The organism is Gordonia sp. NPDC127522 (assembly GCF_042672305.1).
GTDB classification, from domain to species: domain Bacteria; phylum Actinomycetota; class Actinomycetes; order Mycobacteriales; family Mycobacteriaceae; genus Gordonia; species Gordonia hongkongensis.
In genome coordinates this window covers 219,285-234,924 of record NZ_JBHXVK010000004.1, presented here as the reverse complement: position 1 = coordinate 234,924, position 15,640 = coordinate 219,285, and the positions used below count along the sequence as shown (strand labels likewise).

Annotated in this window: 15 protein-coding genes and 1 tRNA gene; 4 read left to right on the top strand and 12 right to left on the bottom strand. The window is 66.7% G+C overall.

The window, feature by feature from the left end:
* Window positions 1–47: 47 nt before the first annotated feature.
* Complete coding sequence (locus tag ACFVHY_RS11460) at window positions 48–866, bottom strand: serine hydrolase domain-containing protein (RefSeq protein WP_390271809.1); 819 nt, start codon at window positions 864–866, stop codon at window positions 48–50.
* 122 nt (window positions 867–988) lie between these two features.
* Here ACFVHY_RS11460 and ACFVHY_RS11455 point away from each other — a divergent pair, with 122 nt between their 5' ends.
* Window positions 989–2,173: an SMI1/KNR4 family protein gene (locus ACFVHY_RS11455; protein ID WP_390271807.1), complete on the top strand. Its 1,185-nt coding sequence runs from the start codon at window positions 989–991 to the stop codon at window positions 2,171–2,173.
* A gap of 63 nt (window positions 2,174–2,236) precedes the next feature.
* Here the strand turns inward: ACFVHY_RS11455 and ACFVHY_RS11450 are convergent, their stop codons facing one another.
* From ACFVHY_RS11450 to ACFVHY_RS11440, 3 genes are all read right to left on the bottom strand, one after another.
* Window positions 2,237–3,367 (bottom strand): NDMA-dependent alcohol dehydrogenase, encoded by a 1,131-nt coding sequence (locus ACFVHY_RS11450; RefSeq protein WP_390271805.1) that lies wholly within the window; start codon window positions 3,365–3,367, stop codon window positions 2,237–2,239.
* 228 nt (window positions 3,368–3,595) lie between these two features.
* Complete coding sequence (gene fadD5, locus ACFVHY_RS11445) at window positions 3,596–5,200, bottom strand: fatty-acid--CoA ligase FadD5 (RefSeq protein WP_390271803.1); 1,605 nt, start codon at window positions 5,198–5,200, stop codon at window positions 3,596–3,598.
* Window positions 5,201–5,282: 82 nt separating this feature from the next.
* Complete coding sequence (locus tag ACFVHY_RS11440) at window positions 5,283–6,089, bottom strand: enoyl-CoA hydratase-related protein (RefSeq protein WP_390271802.1); 807 nt, start codon at window positions 6,087–6,089, stop codon at window positions 5,283–5,285.
* 202 nt (window positions 6,090–6,291) lie between these two features.
* On the opposite strand from ACFVHY_RS11440, the gene ACFVHY_RS11435 reads away from it, so the two are divergent.
* A complete protein-coding gene (locus ACFVHY_RS11435) occupies window positions 6,292–7,479 on the top strand; it encodes a TetR/AcrR family transcriptional regulator (RefSeq protein WP_390271800.1) in 1,188 nt (395 codons plus the stop codon).
* A 443-nt stretch (window positions 7,480–7,922) separates the two neighbouring features.
* Here ACFVHY_RS11435 and ACFVHY_RS11430 read toward each other — a convergent pair whose 3' ends face one another.
* The 5 genes from ACFVHY_RS11430 to ACFVHY_RS11410 all read right to left on the bottom strand — a co-directional run bounded on the left by ACFVHY_RS11430 (window position 7,923) and on the right by ACFVHY_RS11410 (window position 11,844).
* Window positions 7,923–8,861, bottom strand: a complete 939-nt coding sequence (locus tag ACFVHY_RS11430) for a hypothetical protein (RefSeq protein WP_390271798.1) — start codon at window positions 8,859–8,861, stop codon at window positions 7,923–7,925.
* Between the two features lie 48 nt (window positions 8,862–8,909).
* Complete coding sequence (locus tag ACFVHY_RS11425) at window positions 8,910–9,347, bottom strand: pyridoxamine 5'-phosphate oxidase family protein (RefSeq protein ID WP_390271796.1); 438 nt, start codon at window positions 9,345–9,347, stop codon at window positions 8,910–8,912.
* Window positions 9,348–9,415: 68 nt separating this feature from the next.
* Window positions 9,416–10,168: an isocitrate lyase/phosphoenolpyruvate mutase family protein gene (locus ACFVHY_RS11420; RefSeq protein ID WP_390271794.1), complete on the bottom strand. Its 753-nt coding sequence runs from the start codon at window positions 10,166–10,168 to the stop codon at window positions 9,416–9,418.
* A gap of 48 nt (window positions 10,169–10,216) precedes the next feature.
* Window positions 10,217–10,864 carry a dihydrofolate reductase family protein gene (locus ACFVHY_RS11415; protein ID WP_390271792.1) on the bottom strand — a complete coding sequence of 216 codons (648 nt, stop codon included), beginning with the start codon at window positions 10,862–10,864 and terminating at the stop codon, window positions 10,217–10,219.
* A gap of 119 nt (window positions 10,865–10,983) precedes the next feature.
* The gene (locus ACFVHY_RS11410) at window positions 10,984–11,844 is read right to left on the bottom strand and encodes an NmrA family NAD(P)-binding protein (RefSeq protein WP_390271790.1); all 861 of its coding nucleotides are present in this window, start codon (window positions 11,842–11,844) and stop codon (window positions 10,984–10,986) included.
* A gap of 108 nt (window positions 11,845–11,952) precedes the next feature.
* Here ACFVHY_RS11410 and ACFVHY_RS11405 point away from each other — a divergent pair, with 108 nt between their 5' ends.
* Together ACFVHY_RS11405 and ACFVHY_RS11400 are read left to right on the top strand one after the other, a co-directional pair.
* On the top strand, window positions 11,953–12,342 hold the full coding sequence (locus ACFVHY_RS11405; RefSeq protein WP_058252066.1) for a helix-turn-helix domain-containing protein: 390 nt from the start codon (window positions 11,953–11,955) through the stop codon (window positions 12,340–12,342).
* Window positions 12,343–12,402: 60 nt separating this feature from the next.
* Window positions 12,403–12,591, top strand: a complete 189-nt coding sequence (locus tag ACFVHY_RS11400) for a hypothetical protein (protein ID WP_390271788.1) — start codon at window positions 12,403–12,405, stop codon at window positions 12,589–12,591.
* A gap of 63 nt (window positions 12,592–12,654) precedes the next feature.
* Here ACFVHY_RS11400 and ACFVHY_RS11395 read toward each other — a convergent pair whose 3' ends face one another.
* From ACFVHY_RS11395 to ACFVHY_RS11385, 3 genes are all read right to left on the bottom strand, one after another.
* A complete protein-coding gene (locus ACFVHY_RS11395; protein WP_390271786.1) occupies window positions 12,655–13,716 on the bottom strand; it encodes a hypothetical protein in 1,062 nt (353 codons plus the stop codon).
* A gap of 94 nt (window positions 13,717–13,810) precedes the next feature.
* Window positions 13,811–13,883: transfer RNA gene (locus ACFVHY_RS11390), tRNA-Asn, on the bottom strand.
* 151 nt (window positions 13,884–14,034) lie between these two features.
* The gene (locus tag ACFVHY_RS11385) at window positions 14,035–15,633 is read right to left on the bottom strand and encodes a regulator (protein WP_390271784.1); all 1,599 of its coding nucleotides are present in this window, start codon (window positions 15,631–15,633) and stop codon (window positions 14,035–14,037) included.
* Window positions 15,634–15,640: the final 7 nt, after the last annotated feature.

Genomic DNA, 15,640 nt, shown 5'->3' with positions numbered 1-15,640 from the left:
GTGCCCCATGATGCACGTGTTGCGCTAGTTTCTCGTGCGAGAAAAATTCAGTTCTGTGACGAGAGTTCATCAACGATACGATCGTTGAACTCGCTCCACAGCGGCTTCGCCCAGGGCCCGAAGGGTCGATCCGTCAGCACGACGCAGGCCGCGTCGAGTACCGGGTCGACCCAGAGGAACGTCCCGGCCTGACCGAAGTGGCCGAAGGTCTGGGGCGAGTTCGTGGTTCCCGTCCAGTGCGGACTCTTCTCGGACCTGATCTCGAAGCCGATCCCCCAGTCGTTGGGACGGTGCTTGCCGTAGCCGGGCACGAATCCGTCGAGTCCGGGAAACCGCACCGACGTGAGCGTCCGGAACGTCTCCGCCGCCAGGAGGCGGGGATTCAGCAATTCCTGCGCGAACGCCGCCAGATCTGCTGCGCTCGAGCGTGCGGCGTGACCGGCGGACCCGTGAAGCGTCGTCGACGACAGTCCGAGCGGCGCGCACACGGCCTCGGCGAGGTAGCGCCCGAACTCGATGCCGGTCGCCTCGGCCACGACCTCGGCAGCCACCTCGAATCCCGAACTCGAGTAGATCCGCTGCTCGCCGGGCTGCGCCTCGATCTCGCGGGTGTCATAGGCCAGACCTGACGCATGCGAGAGCAGGTGGGCGAGGGTCGACCCCGGCGGACCGGCCGGGTCGTCGAGTTCGACGGCACCTTCCTCCACCGCGACAAGGACGGCATACGCGACGAGGGGTTTGGTGACCGAGGCCAGTTCATAGACGCGACAGGGGTCGCCGAACTGGTCGGCGACCCCGTCGCGGGTGATGATCGCCGCCGACACGTGGTCGACGGGCCATTCCGTCAAACTCTGCAGTGCACTCACACAGCGTCACGTTACCGCCGCGACACACCACCACATGCCCGGGCCGGCCCACCGTTGTGACCCAGCAGAGCACACATCATCAGTAGAATCCCGGGATCTGAGCCCTGCTTCCGAGGAGAACGATGGCAACGCGTGAACAGTGGCAACACTTGCTCGCCGAATTCCACGGGTTGGCGCGCCGGTATGCGGAGGTGACTGATTGGTATGAGGTGACCACGCCACGGCCGGGCGCATCCGACGGGGAGATCCGTTCCGCCGAACAGCGTCTGGGCAGGCAACTACATCCGGATCATCGAATGCTCCTGTCGGTCTGCAACGGGTGGGATCACTTGTCACTGTTCCACCACATCGTCGGCACCGACGACATCGACGACGGCCTGATCTGGCAGCACAGCATGGAGACACTGGAGGTCTTCACTCATGACAGTTCGGGGGGCTTTGCCGAATCGCTGGGTGTCGAGGACAGCTGGGACGACTGCGTACCGGTGATCCACGACGACAACGGCTATGCCGGGCACGTGTACATGTTCACCGAGGACCGGCGTGGCCGAAGAGCGGGAAACGTCTTCAGCCTCGGCGACGAGTCAGGTGTCTCGCCGGACCTGTTCACGCGCCTAGCGTCGGACCTCGTCCATGATCGCGACCATGTCGAGCAGACCGAACTGGGCGAGTGGTCCGAGGCATGGGGCGGACGAGACATCCGGCAAGACCCACCCTCGGCCGCGGAGATCCTCGATCGCATCAGCGAACTCTCCGCCCGCGTGTCGTTGCCCGGCCCGCGGCGTCGAACCGGCGCGTCGCCAGCGGAATTGGACCGTCTCGAGGCCCAGATCTCGAGACCGCTGTCCCCAGAACATCGCGCATTGCTGGCGACGACCAACGGCGTTGAGTTTCCCGACTTCCGGCGTGTGCTGTCGGTGGCCGAGATCGCCGACACCCTCGCCTGGAACCACCAGGTTGCGAAAGCTGTCGCGTCGGAACAGGATTCGATCGACGCGATCACGCGGAGCATGGAGGAACACTATCGGACGCACTCAACGCCCGCGGACCAGCGCCTACCCAAGGCACCGGCGGTGGCGACACGAGTGGGCGTCATCCCCCACATACCGTTCGGCTTCAGTCTCTACCCACGTCCCGGCAAGCACGATGTCTACGGCGTCGATACCCGGGACGGATTCGTGCGCAATCTCATTCGCGACGGCCAGGTGGCGGCGACGGGGGCGTACGAAGGCGCGCCGACCGGCGTCGACGACTTCCTCTTGAGGGTGTGCGCGACCGCGTGGCACCGGACCCAGTCCGCCCCGTGACACGGACAAACAGCCGTGGCGGCCGCGAACCGGCCTCGACCGCCACGGAGTCTCGGGTTCAGATCACCAGTCCTCTTCGGTGTAGCGGATGACTCCGCGAATGTTCTTGCCGTCCAACATGTCCTGGTAGCCCTCATTGATCTGGTCCAGACGGTACTGCCGGGTGATCATGTCGGCGATGTTGAGCTTGCCGATCTTGTACATCGACAGCAGCTGCGGGATGTCGAGCTTCGGGTTGGCACCGCCGAAGATCGAACCCTGCAGGTTCTTCTGGAGCAGGGTCAGCATGGCGAGATTGAGGTTGACATCGCTCTCGAGCATGTTGCCCATACCGGTCAGGACGCAGGTGCCGCCCTTGGCGGTGATGCCCATCCACAGGTCGACGTCCTTGCCGTGGACCTCGCCGACCGTGACGATCACCTTCTGGCACATACCGCCGTGAGTGGTGTCCGCGATCGCCATGGCCGCCTCTTCGACCGTTGCAAAGGCTGCGGTGGCCCCGAACTTGAGCGCCTGCTCCCGCTTCCACTCCACCGGGTCGATGGCGAACAGGTTGCGGGCACCGGAGATCACCGCGCCCTGCAGGGCCGCGGTACCGACGCCGCCGACACCCACGATCGCGACGTCTTCCCCCGGGCGCACGTCGCCGCTTCGGGTCGACGAGCCGTAACCCGTGGGGATGCCACAACCGCAGAGGGCCGCGACCTCGAACGGGATGTCCTTCTCGATCTTCACCGCCGATGCCTCGTGCACGACCATGTACGGCGCGAAGGTGCCCAGCAGAGTCATCGGATAGACGTTCTCACCGGCGGCGGTCTGGATACGGAAGGTGTTGTCCGACACCGCCTCGCCTTGCAGCAGCATGGCGCCGAAGTCGCACAGGTTGGCCATTCCCGCCTGACACGACGGACACTTGCCGCACGACGGGATGAACGACAGCACGACGTGGTCACCGACCTCGAAGTCGGTGACTCCCTCACCGACCTCGGCCACGACGCCCGCACCCTCGTGGCCACCGAGGATCGGGAACCCGGCCATCGGGATGCCGCCGGTCATCAGGTGATGATCGGAGTGGCACATGCCGGCGGCTTCCATCTTGATCTTGATCTCGTGGGCCTTGGGATCGCCGATCTCGATGTCCTCGATCGCCCACGGCTTGTTGTGCTCCCGCAGCAGTGCACCTTTTGTCTTCACTGAACTCCTCCGTTCGAACCCGGCGGCGTCTGACACCGGGAGGATCTACTCACTCCGACGGTCGCCGCCATGACGTGACAGTAGTCACTCAACCACAAAATTGGAACGTGTTCTAGTGCGTGTTCTTGCCCGCGCCGAAGTCCGGCGTCACCGGGACAGACGAGACCACGACAACCTGGGCGCGAGTACTCGCGCCCAGGTCGTAGGGGTGCGGATCAGGCGACGGCCTCAGTCGGCCAGGCCGGCGTCCTTGCTGCCGTAGCTCTGGCGCAGGGTCGGCTTGACGACCTTGCCACCGGCGTTGCGCGGCAACTCGTCGACGATGACGATGTCCTTCGGATGCTTGAACCGCGCGAGGTTCTCGTTGAGGTACGGCTCGAGGTCGGCGAGCGTCAGGTCCTCGACGCCTTCGGCGAGCACGACCACCGCGACCGGCACCTCACCCCACTTCTCGTGTGCGCGACCGATGATCGCCGCCTCGGTGATGCTCGGATGACCGAACAGGACGTTCTCGACCTCGGCACAGTAAATGTTCTCACCACCGGAGATGATCATGTCCTTGGCGCGGTCGACGACGTAGAGGAAGCCCTCCTCATCGGCACGAACCAGGTCACCGGAGTGGAACCAGCCGCCGGCGAAGGCGTCGGCGGTGCCCTGCTCGTTCTGCCAGTACCCCTTCATCATGTTCGGGCCGCGGTAGACGATCTCCCCGACCTCACCCTGCGCCACGTCGTTCCCCTCGGGGTCGACGATGCGCGCGGTCACGGCCGGGACGACCTTGCCGATGGAGCCGATCTTGCGCAGGGCGTCCTTGCCCTCGAGCACGCAGGTGATCGGCGACATCTCGCTCTGTCCGAAGACGGCGACGTTGAGCGCCTCCGGGAAGGTCTCGTTCATCGCGTTCAGGACGGTGTCCGACGCCGGGGCCGCACCCCAGCTGATCACCCGCAGTTTGAGATCACGCGGCTTGGCCTGCTGCGCGGCGCAGACGGCCTGCCACTGCGCGGGCACCAGGAAGATCGAGGTGGTGCCCTCGCGCTCGATGGTGTCGAGCATGTCGTCGGGGTCGAATGCACCGAGCGGGTGGATCACCGACAGCGCGCCCATGTAGAACAGTGGCGCCATCGCGCCGAGGCCGGCGATGTGGAACATCGGAGCGACACACGAGCCGATGTCGTCGGAACGGGTCTGCAGAGCCTGCAGACAGGTGACCGCCTGCGCCTGCATGTTCGTGTGGGTGAGCATGGCGCCCTTGGGCTTTCCGGTCGTGCCCGAGGTGTACATGATCAGCGCGACGGTCTCCTCGGGAACGTCGATCTCCTCGAGATCCGACGAATCCTCCGCGACGAGCGCCTCGTAGTCGAGGTGGTTGTCCTTGTCCGAACCGCCGACCACGATGGTGTGCTCGATCGCTCCGGTGGAGGCGGCCGCGGCGTCGGCCAGCGGGGCGAGCAGGGTCTCGGTGACGATCACCTTCGCGCCGCTGTCGTTGACGAGGAACGCGACCTCGGCCGGACTCATCCGGATGTTCACCGGCACGGGGATGGCCCCGATCAGGTTCGCGCCCAGAACCGCTTCGACGTACTCCGAGCGGTTGAGCAGGACGATCAGCACACGATCGCCGAACTGCACGCCGCGGCGGCTCAGTGCGGCCGCGAAGGCGCGGCTGCGCTCGTCGAGTTCCTTCCAGGTGGTGATGTTGCCCAGGAACTTCAGCGCCGGCTTGTCCGGGGTCATGAAGGCGTGGCGGCGGATCTGGTTGTTCCAGTGGTTGCGGCGCGAACGCAGCGGCTCGGTGGCCAGGTCGCTGAAGGTGTCGACGGTCGCGGTCATACGATCGGTCTCCTCGTTGTCTCTCTGGTGGTGATGGGGTCGGGAACGGTTGCGGTACAGCAATTCCGGCGTGTCGTGATGCTCACTTGGAGGCGCCGGCGAACGCGGTGATGGCCGCCTGGAACTCCGGGGACTGGAGCAGTTCGGTCTGGCCGTCGAGTTCTCGTTCGATCGCGGCCTCGAAACCGGACATCGTGTGCGCGTCGAGCGCGGCCTTCGTGAGCCGGAGCGCCGCGGCGCTCGTGCCGGCGAGCTTGCCGGCGACCTTGCCGACCACCTCGTCGAGCGCGGCACGGTCCTCGACAACGCCGTTGACGAGTCCGGCGTCGAGAGCCTCTGCGGCACGCAGCTTCTCACCGAGCAGCGCCAGCTCGTTGGCTCGCACGCGGCCGACGGCCGTGGCGAACGACATCGAGGCGGCGCCGTCGGGCATCAGACCGATATTGACGAACGCGAGCAGGAAATACGACCTGGCCGTCGTGTAGATGAGGTCAGCACCGAGTGCGAGCGACGCACCGATCCCGGCGGCCGCACCGTCGACCGAGGCGATCACCGGGACCGGGACCGAACGCACGGCCCGGATGAGATCAGAACCTCCGGAGATGATCTGACGCGCCTGCGTCGGAGTGAACCCGGAGGCACCGCCCGCGGTCGACTGTTCGGCGAAGCCCCGGACATCGGCGCCCGCACTGAAACTGCCGCCCGCGCCGTCGATCACGATCACGCGGACGTCGTCGCGAGTCGACCACTCCGCCAACGTGTCCTCGATTGCCTGATGGGCCCCGCCGTCGAGGGCGTTCATCCGTTCCGGACGAGAAATCGTCAGGCGCCCGATCCCGGAGTCGTCCACCGATGTGATGACTCCGCCGCGCGTGATCTCTTCGCTCACTGCTCTCCCCACTCCAGGCCGGCTTATCGGTAGACACAGCCCCCCGCATCTGTGCCATCGCTTAGATTACTACCACAATGCGACGCAGATCACGAGAATCTGGGTTAACTTATCAGACCTGCAATCTGGTCTTTCCTGCAGTTTTGCCGGTCCAAGTCGAAATCTGTCACGAGAACGCGGTCTCCGGATAGGCTCTGTCGTCATGACCGCCCGCCCGCAGACGTCGCGCCCGGACACCGGCGCCCGGCGTCGTCGTCCCGCCGACCGGCGACGCATGATCGTCGACGCCGCGGCGAAGGCCTTCAGCGACGGCGGATACCACGCGGTGCGGCTCGACGACATCGCCGACGCCGTCGGCATCTCCACCCCGGCGCTGTACCGGCATTTCCCGAACAAGTACGCATTGTTCGCCGAGACCACCGCCGAGCTCGCGACCGGCCTGCGCGACGTTCTCGACACCGTCCCGGAGGGGTCGCCCGAGGAGTTGCCCGCACTCCTCGAGGCGATCACCGCCACCTCGTTCGACAATCGTCGCCGCGGTGGGCTGTACCGGTGGGAGTCGCGCTACCTCGAGCCCGCCGACGCCGCGATCGTCCGCGATGTCGTCGTCCACCAGCATCGTCGTGTGCGTGCCGCCGCCCGCCGGCTGCGCCCGTCGCTGACCGATCTCGACGCCAATCTCGTTGCCGCCGCGATGATCAGCGTCGCGGCGAGTCCCACGACGCATCGCGCCTCGTTGCCGGCCCGCGAGGCGACGGCGTTGATGTCGGCCGCCGCGATCGGCCTGCTCGACGTCGAGCTGCCCGAGCCGACCGACCTCGAACCGCCGTCGGTGACCGGACTCGCCCCGGCCGCCAAGCGCGAGGTCATCCTGACCGAGGCGATCGAGCTGTTCGCCGCCCGAGGGTTCCGTGACGTGACGATCGAGGACATCGCACACGCGGCCGACCTGCCGGCATCAGGCGTGTACCGCCACTTCCCCAGCAAGGTCGCCATTCTCGAGGCCTCGTTCTGGCGCGCGACCGACCGGGTCACGTCGACCATCTCCGACGCGCTGGCGGCGTCGACCACACCCCGCGAGGCGATCGTCGCAATGGTCGCCTCGTACATCCGGTTGTCCTCCAGCGCAACCGATCTCATTGCGATCTACGAGACCGAGATCGGGCACACGACCCCCGAGGCACGCGAGGAACTACGCAACCAGCAGCGGATCACCGTGGACGAGTTCGCCACCTGGCTCACCCGCGTCCGCGACGAGCTGTCGCTCTCGCAGGCACGCTTCCTCGTACACGCTTCCCTGAACGTGGTCACCGACCTGTCGCGTCAGTCCCTACCGCCCTCCCCCGACCGGATCGACGCACTGGCGATGCGGATTCTGTTGCAGGGCTGACTATCTGATGACCGGCAAGCACGCCGATCCCCGCTCCCTGAGGAGCGAGCTTGCGAGCGTCGCCCCCGCTCCCTGAGGAGCGAGCTTGCGAGCGTCGCCCCCGCTCCCTGAGGAGCGAGCTTGCGAGCGTCACCCCCGCTCCCTGAGGAGCGAGCTTGCGAGCGTCACCCCCGCTCCCTGAGGAGCGAGCTTGCGAGCGTCACCCCCGCTCCCTGAGGAGCGAGCTTGCGAGCGTCACGAAGGGTCCTGGTGAGATGCGTGGCAGACCCTTCGTGACGCGCCCTCCGCAAGCTCCGGGCGCTCCTCAGGGAGCGGGGGGGTGGCCCGCCCTCCGCAAGCTCCGAGCGCTCCTCAGGGAGCGGGGTGGCCGCGCCCTCCGCAAGCTCCGGGCGCTCCTCAGGGGAGCGATGGGGCTCGCTTCTTTCAGATCAGGGAGCAGAGTGTCACAGCACCGCGAAGTCGTCCATCAGCCAGCGACCGTCCTGCTCCACGAGGGTGACCTTGACCCGCGACTGGTACGGGAATCCCTCGGGGAACTCCTGGGCGGTCTGCGGCGATTTCAGGGTCTGGTCCAGGGTGACCAGCACAACGGCCTTGCCGTCGTCGACGGACATGAGGCCCGCATTGTCGGCCGTCGCCGTCGACACCGATTCGGCCTCGGCGGATCCGCGGCGGGCGTCCTGCGAGGACTCGATGTAGGTCTGGGTGAACGCGGGCGTGGAGATCTCCCGGATGCGTCGGTCGAGGTCTGCGTAGTCCGCTGAGTTGTAGGTCGAGATCTCGGCCGCGTACCGCCGGGCGGTCTCGAGGAGGGACGTCGTCGTGCCGGCCGACGCGCTCGACTCGGCGCGTTCATCGGCATCCACGTACGCCACGGCGAGCACCGCCGTCGACGCCGCGAGGACGACGACCGCCGCGATCAGCGCGATCACCGCCCACGGTCGGCTGCCGACCTTCGAGGTCCAACCGGTCCACCGGCGGGAACCACTCCGACGCGCCGTGACGGGATCGAGCTTGCGGGGGGTGCGATCCGAACCGGGGTCCTGGTCTGCGGAGTCGGATGCAGCGGTACCGGTGTCGGCCGGCTCGTCGGTGTCGGCGGGCTCGTCGGCGCCCGCGGGCTCGTCAGTGCGTCGGCGTTCGGCCTTGCGGGCTGCTTTCGCCGCCTTCGCCTCGGCCTCGGCGCGGTACCTGTCGCGGTTGCTGCGATTGGCCTGCAGGAATTCGTTGCCGTCGAGAGGGGTGACCTGCTCGCCGCCCGGCGGCTTCGCCTGGTGTGAAACCTCGTCGACGGACTTTTCGGACTCCGCGCCGGACGCCGCGGCACCAGAAGCGGCGGCCCCGGAATCGGGCTGGTCGGACGTGGAACGCGACTTCGGCATGCGTTCAATGTAGCGAGACGTTCCCGACCGGTTCGTCTCGCTGCCGGATCACTGCCCGTCGGTCAGAGCACCGAGGTCCAGGGACACCCACTGTTTCGGTTCGAGGAACAGCTTGGTCTGGGGACCGTGGTCTTTCTCGGCCATCTCCACATAGGGGTCGACGGCCTGGGGCGGGAGGTAGCGCGCCGCCATCTCCTGCAGGTCGCCGCGGGTGCCCGGCACCATGTCGACCGCATCCCCCGACACGGCCACGTACATCAGCCGCGGCGACACCTCGTCGACCATGAGCGTGAACCGCCCGGCGGTTCGGATGAGCTGCAACTTGCGCGATTCGGTTCCGGTGAGCAGCCAGGGGCGACCGCCCGGCTCGTACTGGTACCACACCGGGACCGTGAGCGGCGCCCGGCCGGGCTCGGCTTCGACCGACAGCGCCGCGACATGGGGTTCGGACAGGAACGCTTCTCGTTCGGATTTCGTCAGTGCCATGGCCCGACGGTAGTCCGGACCACCGACAGTCTCCTCCGGGTTCGACGACCCGGAGGAGAACGGTGTGTCTACTTCCAGGGTTCGAGAACCTCGGCAGCGCGTTCGGCGAGCACCATCTGGAAGATCGGTCCGAAACTGACCCGGGCGACACCGAGTTCGGCCAGTGCCGCTTTGGTGTTCTTGGTCGGATGGCCGATCGCGTTGACCGGCAACGGCAGTTCGCTGGTGAGCCGCTTCTGCGCGGCGTCGTCGTGGAAACCGACCGGGTACAGCACGTCTGCGCCTGAGTCGGCAGCCAGCTTCAGTCGCTCGATCGCGCGGTCGAGGCGGTCGGATTCGTCGCCGACCTGCTTGACGAACAGGTCGGTGCGCGCGTTGATCACCACGTGGACATCGGTGGCGTCGGACGCCGCCCGCAGTGCGCCCACGAGATCGGCGTGCTCCTGCGCCTCGCGAAGGCGTCCGCCCTCGCTGTGCACGGTGTCCTCGATGTTCAGACCGACGGCACCCGCGGCGATCAGGCCCTCGATGAGCGTCTTCGGGTCCTCCCCGTAGCCGGACTCGATGTCGACGGAGATCGGGACGTCGACCGCCGCGGTGATCTGCCGGATGCGAGTGGTCAGTTCCTCGAACGTGATCCCTTCGTTGTCGGGCTTGCCGATCGAGTCCGACACCGGGTGACTGCCGACGGTGAGGGCGGTGAACCCGGCGGAGATCGCGAGGTTCGCCGACCAGGCGTCCCACACCGTGGGCAGAATGACCGGGTTACCGGGCTGGTGGAGTTCGAGCAGAGTGGTGGCCTTGCTGGCGAGTTCCGTCATGGTCCCTACAACTACGCGAGTTCTCGGTGTCATTCCACCGCCATTGCGCTACTTGCGCCAGAACAAATGGTGCGTCACGCCGCTGGTGCTCGGGACGGACTCGTGGTGGTACCGGTCCTCGAGCTCCTCGGGCGACTCCCAGAGTGTGAGCCCGGCGCCGATCGTGACGGGTGCGACGGCGATGTGGAGGGTGTCGATGAGGTCGGCGTCGAGGAACTCCCGAACTGTGCTCACGCCGCCGCCGATACGTACGTCCTTGCCGTCCGCCGCGGCCTTCGCCTGGTCGGCGGCCTCGGCCGGGGTGGCGTCGAGGAAGTGAAACGTGGTGTCGCTCAGCGTGAACGACGGCCGAACATGGTGCGTCAGCACGAAGACGGGAGTGTGGAACGGCGGTTCGTCACCCCACCACCCCTGCCACTCATGGTCGGTCCACGGTCCGCGCTGATAACCGAACTTGTTGCGGCCCATGATCTCCGCGCCGATGTTGTGGGCGAAGTCGCGGGTGAAATAGTCGTCGAGGCCGCGGGTGCCACCCGGGTCGGTCCGGTTGGGCCAGCTCGCGGTGGCACCCGCCCACGACATCAGGTCCCAGGGTTCGACGCGATCACCGAAGGGACGCTCGAACGTCTGGTTCTCCCCCGCCCCGACCCCGTCCTGCGAGATCGAGAAGTTCTGGACTCTGAGTAGCTGTGGCATGGTTCCGCTTCCTTGTCGCCCGGCACGAGCAATCTATGCGGACGGACTCGGTGTCGCAGCCAAACTCATCGATGCGACTCAGCGCGGAGCACGCCGGACGCCGATCGGGCGACGCCGGATCAGGCGAGCGCCTGCGCGATGACCTCCGCGACGGGGGTCGACGACCGGCCGATGAGCGACTGGAGGTCGCCGGAGTCGGTGTCCAGCTCACCGCGGCTGATCCCGGCATCTGCGCCGGCCAGCATCGCGGCGACCGGTTCCGGCAGACCCGCGCTGACGAGAGCGGCCTGGTAGTCGGCTTCGGAGAGGTCGCGGTACTGGACGGACGCACCCGAGGCCTCACCGATCGCTCGCGCGAATTCGCCGTACGTCAGCCGCTCGTCACCACCCAACTCGTAGATCTTGCCGGCCTGGTCGGTGTCGGCGGTGAGGACCGCTGCGGCCGCAGCCGCGTAGTCGGCGCGAGCGGCCGCAGCGAGTTCCCCCTCACCCGCGGCGCCCAGGAGCGTTCCGGTCGACGCCGCCTGCGGGATGGCGGCCAGGTAGTTCTCCCAGTACCAGCCGTTGCGCAGGATCACGGCGGGAACCGACGACTCGTTCAGTAGGGCTTCGGTGGCGACGTGCTCGGGAGCCAGACTCAGACCGCTCGTGTCGGCGTGGAGCAGGCTGGTGTACGCGATCAGTTCGACGGAGTTGGCCTCCGCCGCCTCGATCACGTTGGTGTGCTGGGCAACACGTTGCCCGACCTCGGAACCCGAGACCAGCAGCAACTTGTCGACGCCGACGAGGGCGTCGACAAGTGATGCCGGATCGTCGTAGTCGGCGACACGGACCGAAACGCCTTGCGACACAAGCTTCGAGGCCTTCGACTCGTCGCGGACGATCGCCACCACGTCGGCGGCGGCGACGCCCCGCGCGAGTAATTCGTCGATCACGAGTCCGCCGAGCTGTCCCGTCGCGCCGGTCACTGCTGTGGTCATCTGATTCCTCATCTCTGTCGGTTGGACGAGTCCCAGTATGCACTTACTATTCGTTAGTGCAATACGAACTGTTAGCGAGGTCTCGTTCATTCGGCTACCGTTGAGCACGTGACCGAGATCAGCGACGAGTCCCTCGAGGCGGACGTCTTCGCCCGGGACTGCTCGTCCCGGACGACACTGCAGACCGTCACCGGACGGTGGGGCAGCCTCGTGCTGATCGCTCTGGGAGAGAGCAACTATCGATTCAGCGCCCTGCGGCGACGCGTCGACGGCGTGAGCGAACGGATGCTCTCGCAGACCCTGCAGAGCCTCGAACGCGACGGCATGATCGTGCGCACCGTCCTCGAAGCCATCCCGCCGAAGGTCGAGTACCACCTCACCCCGCTCGGCAGGCAGGTCGCCGACCAGTTGAGTGGCCTGATCGAACTCGTGCAGGACAACATGCCGGCCGTCCGCGACGCCCAGGCCGACTACGACGAGCGACGCGGCGGCGACTGAAACCACTCTCGTCGGGTACACGTGGAGACGTAGGAGTTCGACGACGAGAGGAGCGTCCCGATGACGTCACCGGAAGCCGACCTGCCGGTCGAGGCCGACGAGGCCGATGCACTCGAGCAGGCCCAGACGGCAGTGCCCGACCCCGCCGAAGGTGTGGGCCCCAGCGTGCCGTTCGAAGCCGACGATGCCGACGCCGCCGAACAGGCCGCCGAGGTCGAGATCGATCCCGAGGACTACCCCCGGGAGTAGGGTCGTCCATCCGGTACAGGAAAGCCCATCACCTGCTCACGCAGCGTGATGGGCTTTCCGTTGTCACCGGCTCTTGCTCTTTCCCGAGCGCCGATTGCCATCGTCGTCCCGCTCGAAACGCCGTCGTTGCCGAGCCCCATACGTCGCCGCCCGCACGGCGTCGTCATCCTCCATGCCTGAACCGAGCGCGCCGCCCAATGTGGCCACCGAGGCCACCAGCCAGGCCATCACCACCAGAGTCCAGAAGTCCATCGGATGACCGACCTGGTCGGTGACCATGTCCGGCGGTATCGTCCACCACGCCGTCAGGAGCAAGAGGAAGAACACGACGACGTAGAAGACGATGACCCCGATCGTCAACGTGACGACGGTGGACATGTTGTAGAGCAACGCGCGCTCGCGTTCTTCCGGCGACGACGGCCGTTCCCAGAGTTTGTGCTCGATGATCAGCCAAGCGATCAGCGCGGCAATGGACAGAATCGTGGCCACCGTCAGTCGCCACGGGCCCATCATGTCGGACAGCTGCCACATGGTCCCGTACGCGAGACTCACTGCGCCGGTGGCGAAGGCGGCCATCATCACCTTCGACATACCGGCGACCACCCGCCAGGGCCGATTGGCGTAGACCATGCCCGCGAGAAGCCGTAGGCGCGACAATCTGGACGGCGCGAGATAGTGCACGACGTCGTCGTCCTGCACTCGATGAATCCGCTCGTTCGTCGCCGGTTCATCCGACTCGATGGACACCTCGGCAACGACCATTCGTGCCAGATCCCTTGTCCGTCGTTCGACAAACGCTGCCCCCATCGCCGGAATCGAGATGACCCCGAGCCCTTTCGAGCGATGGATCTCGGCTATGAGCGGGGTCGTACCCGATCGGCGCGCCAAGTCGGTGAGGTAGATGACGATGTCTTCGCTCGCGGAATCGGGATCGATCGTGCCGACCACATCGGCGAAATCGGTGTGCTCCTCGATCGGGTACGCGTGACTTCGGGTCGAGACGTGCCGACCCTCGGTGTTATCGCTGTCTGTCGACAAGGACTCGGACAGACGTTTGCCGATCGCCTCTGTTGTACCGGGATCGGCGATCACCAAGACAGACTGGAACGATGGCTCTGTTCGCATGCGGGGCGGCTACCCTCGCCGACCGGCCACAAAACGCACACGGGGTCGAAAGGAGAAGCCCGCCGCCTGCTGTTGCAGGTGACGGGCTTTTCTGCTCCCCCAACTGGACTCGAACCAGTAACCGTTCGATTAACAGTCGAATGCTCTGCCAATTGAGCTATGGGGGATTGCTCCGGCCCTGTTCGGCACCCTGTGATGCGTCATCAGAACCGAGGTCAGACTCTAGCGCATGGTCGCGCCGGACGACAAAACGCGCGGTCAGCGCACATCGGGCGGTCGGGTCGGGTGCGTACCGATCCGACCGCCCGGGCTGTCGGATCAGTGCCCGGCGACCACGTCGGACTCGTCGACCACGACGGGTGTGCGGGCTCCTGGCAGGAACCAGTGCGCCAGGCACACGACCGCGAACAGCAGGTAGCCGAGCGCGACAGCCGGGGCCGCCGCCCACGACACCTCCGGGGCGTGAATCAAGCCGATGAACGACAGCACGGCGCCGACCGACGCGGCTATCGCGGCGTAGTGGAACTTCTTCTCCAGGATGAACGTGACGATGGTGCCGAGGACGAGGCCGACGAGCACCGCGCCCTCGCCCAGCGTCTTGAGGCCCTCGTAGATGACCCCGGCGCCGCCGAGCGCTTCCATGCCCACCTCGCTCGCAGTCGTGCCGGCCGCCGACAGCGCGTTGTCGATCAGACCGCGCCCCCACTCGGCGAGGTTCGGCAGCAACGCGGCCACCACCGCGACCGCGTGCAGGCGCGGCACCGCCTGGAAGGCCTGGGCACCGATGAGCAGACCGATGAACAGCAGGATCGGGACGATCGCCGGGACCGGCAGCAGCGCGTTCAGCACCCCGAACATGCCCAGGAAACACAGCAACCCGATCGCGACGCCGCTGGCGAGCGAGTAGCTCGCGCGGCCGCCCGCGTCCTTCCAGCCCGGATGCCCGATGTAGACCGCGGGCGGGAACGGCGACCCGAACGCCGCTCCGATGCACGCTCCGGCACCGTCGGCCAACAGGACGCTGCGCAGGTTGTAGTTGTCCCCCGCCGCCGCGGCGCTCTCCACGTTGCTCATCGCCTCGGTGAAGTTGTAGACGCCGAGCGGGATCGCCGTGCCGAGCAGCGGTGCCAGATCACCGAGTCCGTTGAGCAGCAGGTCGATTCGTTGGTCCGGGATGCCGATCGCGATGTTCTCCACCGCGGAGGTGAGGTCGGGCACCGACATGTACCCGCCGGCCCAGCCGATGGCCGTGCCGACGAACAGCGCGGCCAGGCCGACCGGGATGTTGCCCGGCAGCTTCACGTCGGTGAAGAACCCGATCAGGATGATCGCGAGCACGGGGAGACCGATCCACGCCGCCTCCCACATCTGCCCGGCCGGTCTCATCGAGATGAAGGTGATCGAGATGCCCGCGAGGGTTCCCAGCATCGCCGCCCGCGGAGTGAGCTTGCGGACGTAGGGCCCGACGAACGCACCGATCATCACGATGACGCCGATCATGAACGCCCACGCCAGACCCGCCTGCCAGGCCTGGATCGCGTTGTCGGTGCTCAGATACACCGGCAGCATCACGACGAACACCACGATGAACATGTGCGGCACGCTCGGGCCGTAGGGCAGCGCGGTCACATCGTCGCGTCCCTCACGCGCGGCGAGGCGACGGGCCAGGAACGTGTAGTACAGGTTGCCCAGGATCAGGGCCACCCCCAGGGCGGGCAGTACCGTACCCAGGACATTCACCGCGCTGAGGCCGATCACCCCGATCATCAGGCCGGTCAACGTCAGCACGTTGACCAGGATGTTGAACCCGAGACCGAAGAACGCGTTGGTGTCCCCCCGCGTCCACCAGGCGACCTTGAACTGCTGCGGGGCTGACGGCGGGTCGGCGGCGGGGGCGGGATCGGTGGTGGCGCTCATGACTTCC

What these genes read in the sequence shown, in the direction of transcription:
- ACFVHY_RS11455 (WP_390271807.1), top strand. Translation starts at nt 989, where the DNA reads ATGGCAACGCGTGAACAGTGGCAACACTTGCTCGCCGAATTCCACGGG.
- fadD5 (WP_390271803.1), bottom strand. Translation starts at nt 5,200, where the DNA reads ATGACCGCGACCGTCGACACCTTCAGCGACCTGGCCACCGAGCCGCTG.
- ACFVHY_RS11435 (WP_390271800.1), top strand. Translation starts at nt 6,292, where the DNA reads ATGACCGCCCGCCCGCAGACGTCGCGCCCGGACACCGGCGCCCGGCGT.
- ACFVHY_RS11430 (WP_390271798.1), bottom strand. Translation starts at nt 8,861, where the DNA reads ATGCCGAAGTCGCGTTCCACGTCCGACCAGCCCGATTCCGGGGCCGCC.
- ACFVHY_RS11425 (WP_390271796.1), bottom strand. Translation starts at nt 9,347, where the DNA reads ATGGCACTGACGAAATCCGAACGAGAAGCGTTCCTGTCCGAACCCCAT.
- ACFVHY_RS11420 (WP_390271794.1), bottom strand. Translation starts at nt 10,168, where the DNA reads ATGACGGAACTCGCCAGCAAGGCCACCACTCTGCTCGAACTCCACCAG.
- ACFVHY_RS11415 (WP_390271792.1), bottom strand. Translation starts at nt 10,864, where the DNA reads ATGCCACAGCTACTCAGAGTCCAGAACTTCTCGATCTCGCAGGACGGG.
- ACFVHY_RS11410 (WP_390271790.1), bottom strand. Translation starts at nt 11,844, where the DNA reads ATGACCACAGCAGTGACCGGCGCGACGGGACAGCTCGGCGGACTCGTG.
- ACFVHY_RS11400 (WP_390271788.1), top strand. Translation starts at nt 12,403, where the DNA reads ATGACGTCACCGGAAGCCGACCTGCCGGTCGAGGCCGACGAGGCCGAT.
- ACFVHY_RS11395 (WP_390271786.1), bottom strand. Translation starts at nt 13,716, where the DNA reads ATGCGAACAGAGCCATCGTTCCAGTCTGTCTTGGTGATCGCCGATCCC.
- ACFVHY_RS11385 (WP_390271784.1), bottom strand. Translation starts at nt 15,633, where the DNA reads ATGAGCGCCACCACCGATCCCGCCCCCGCCGCCGACCCGCCGTCAGCC.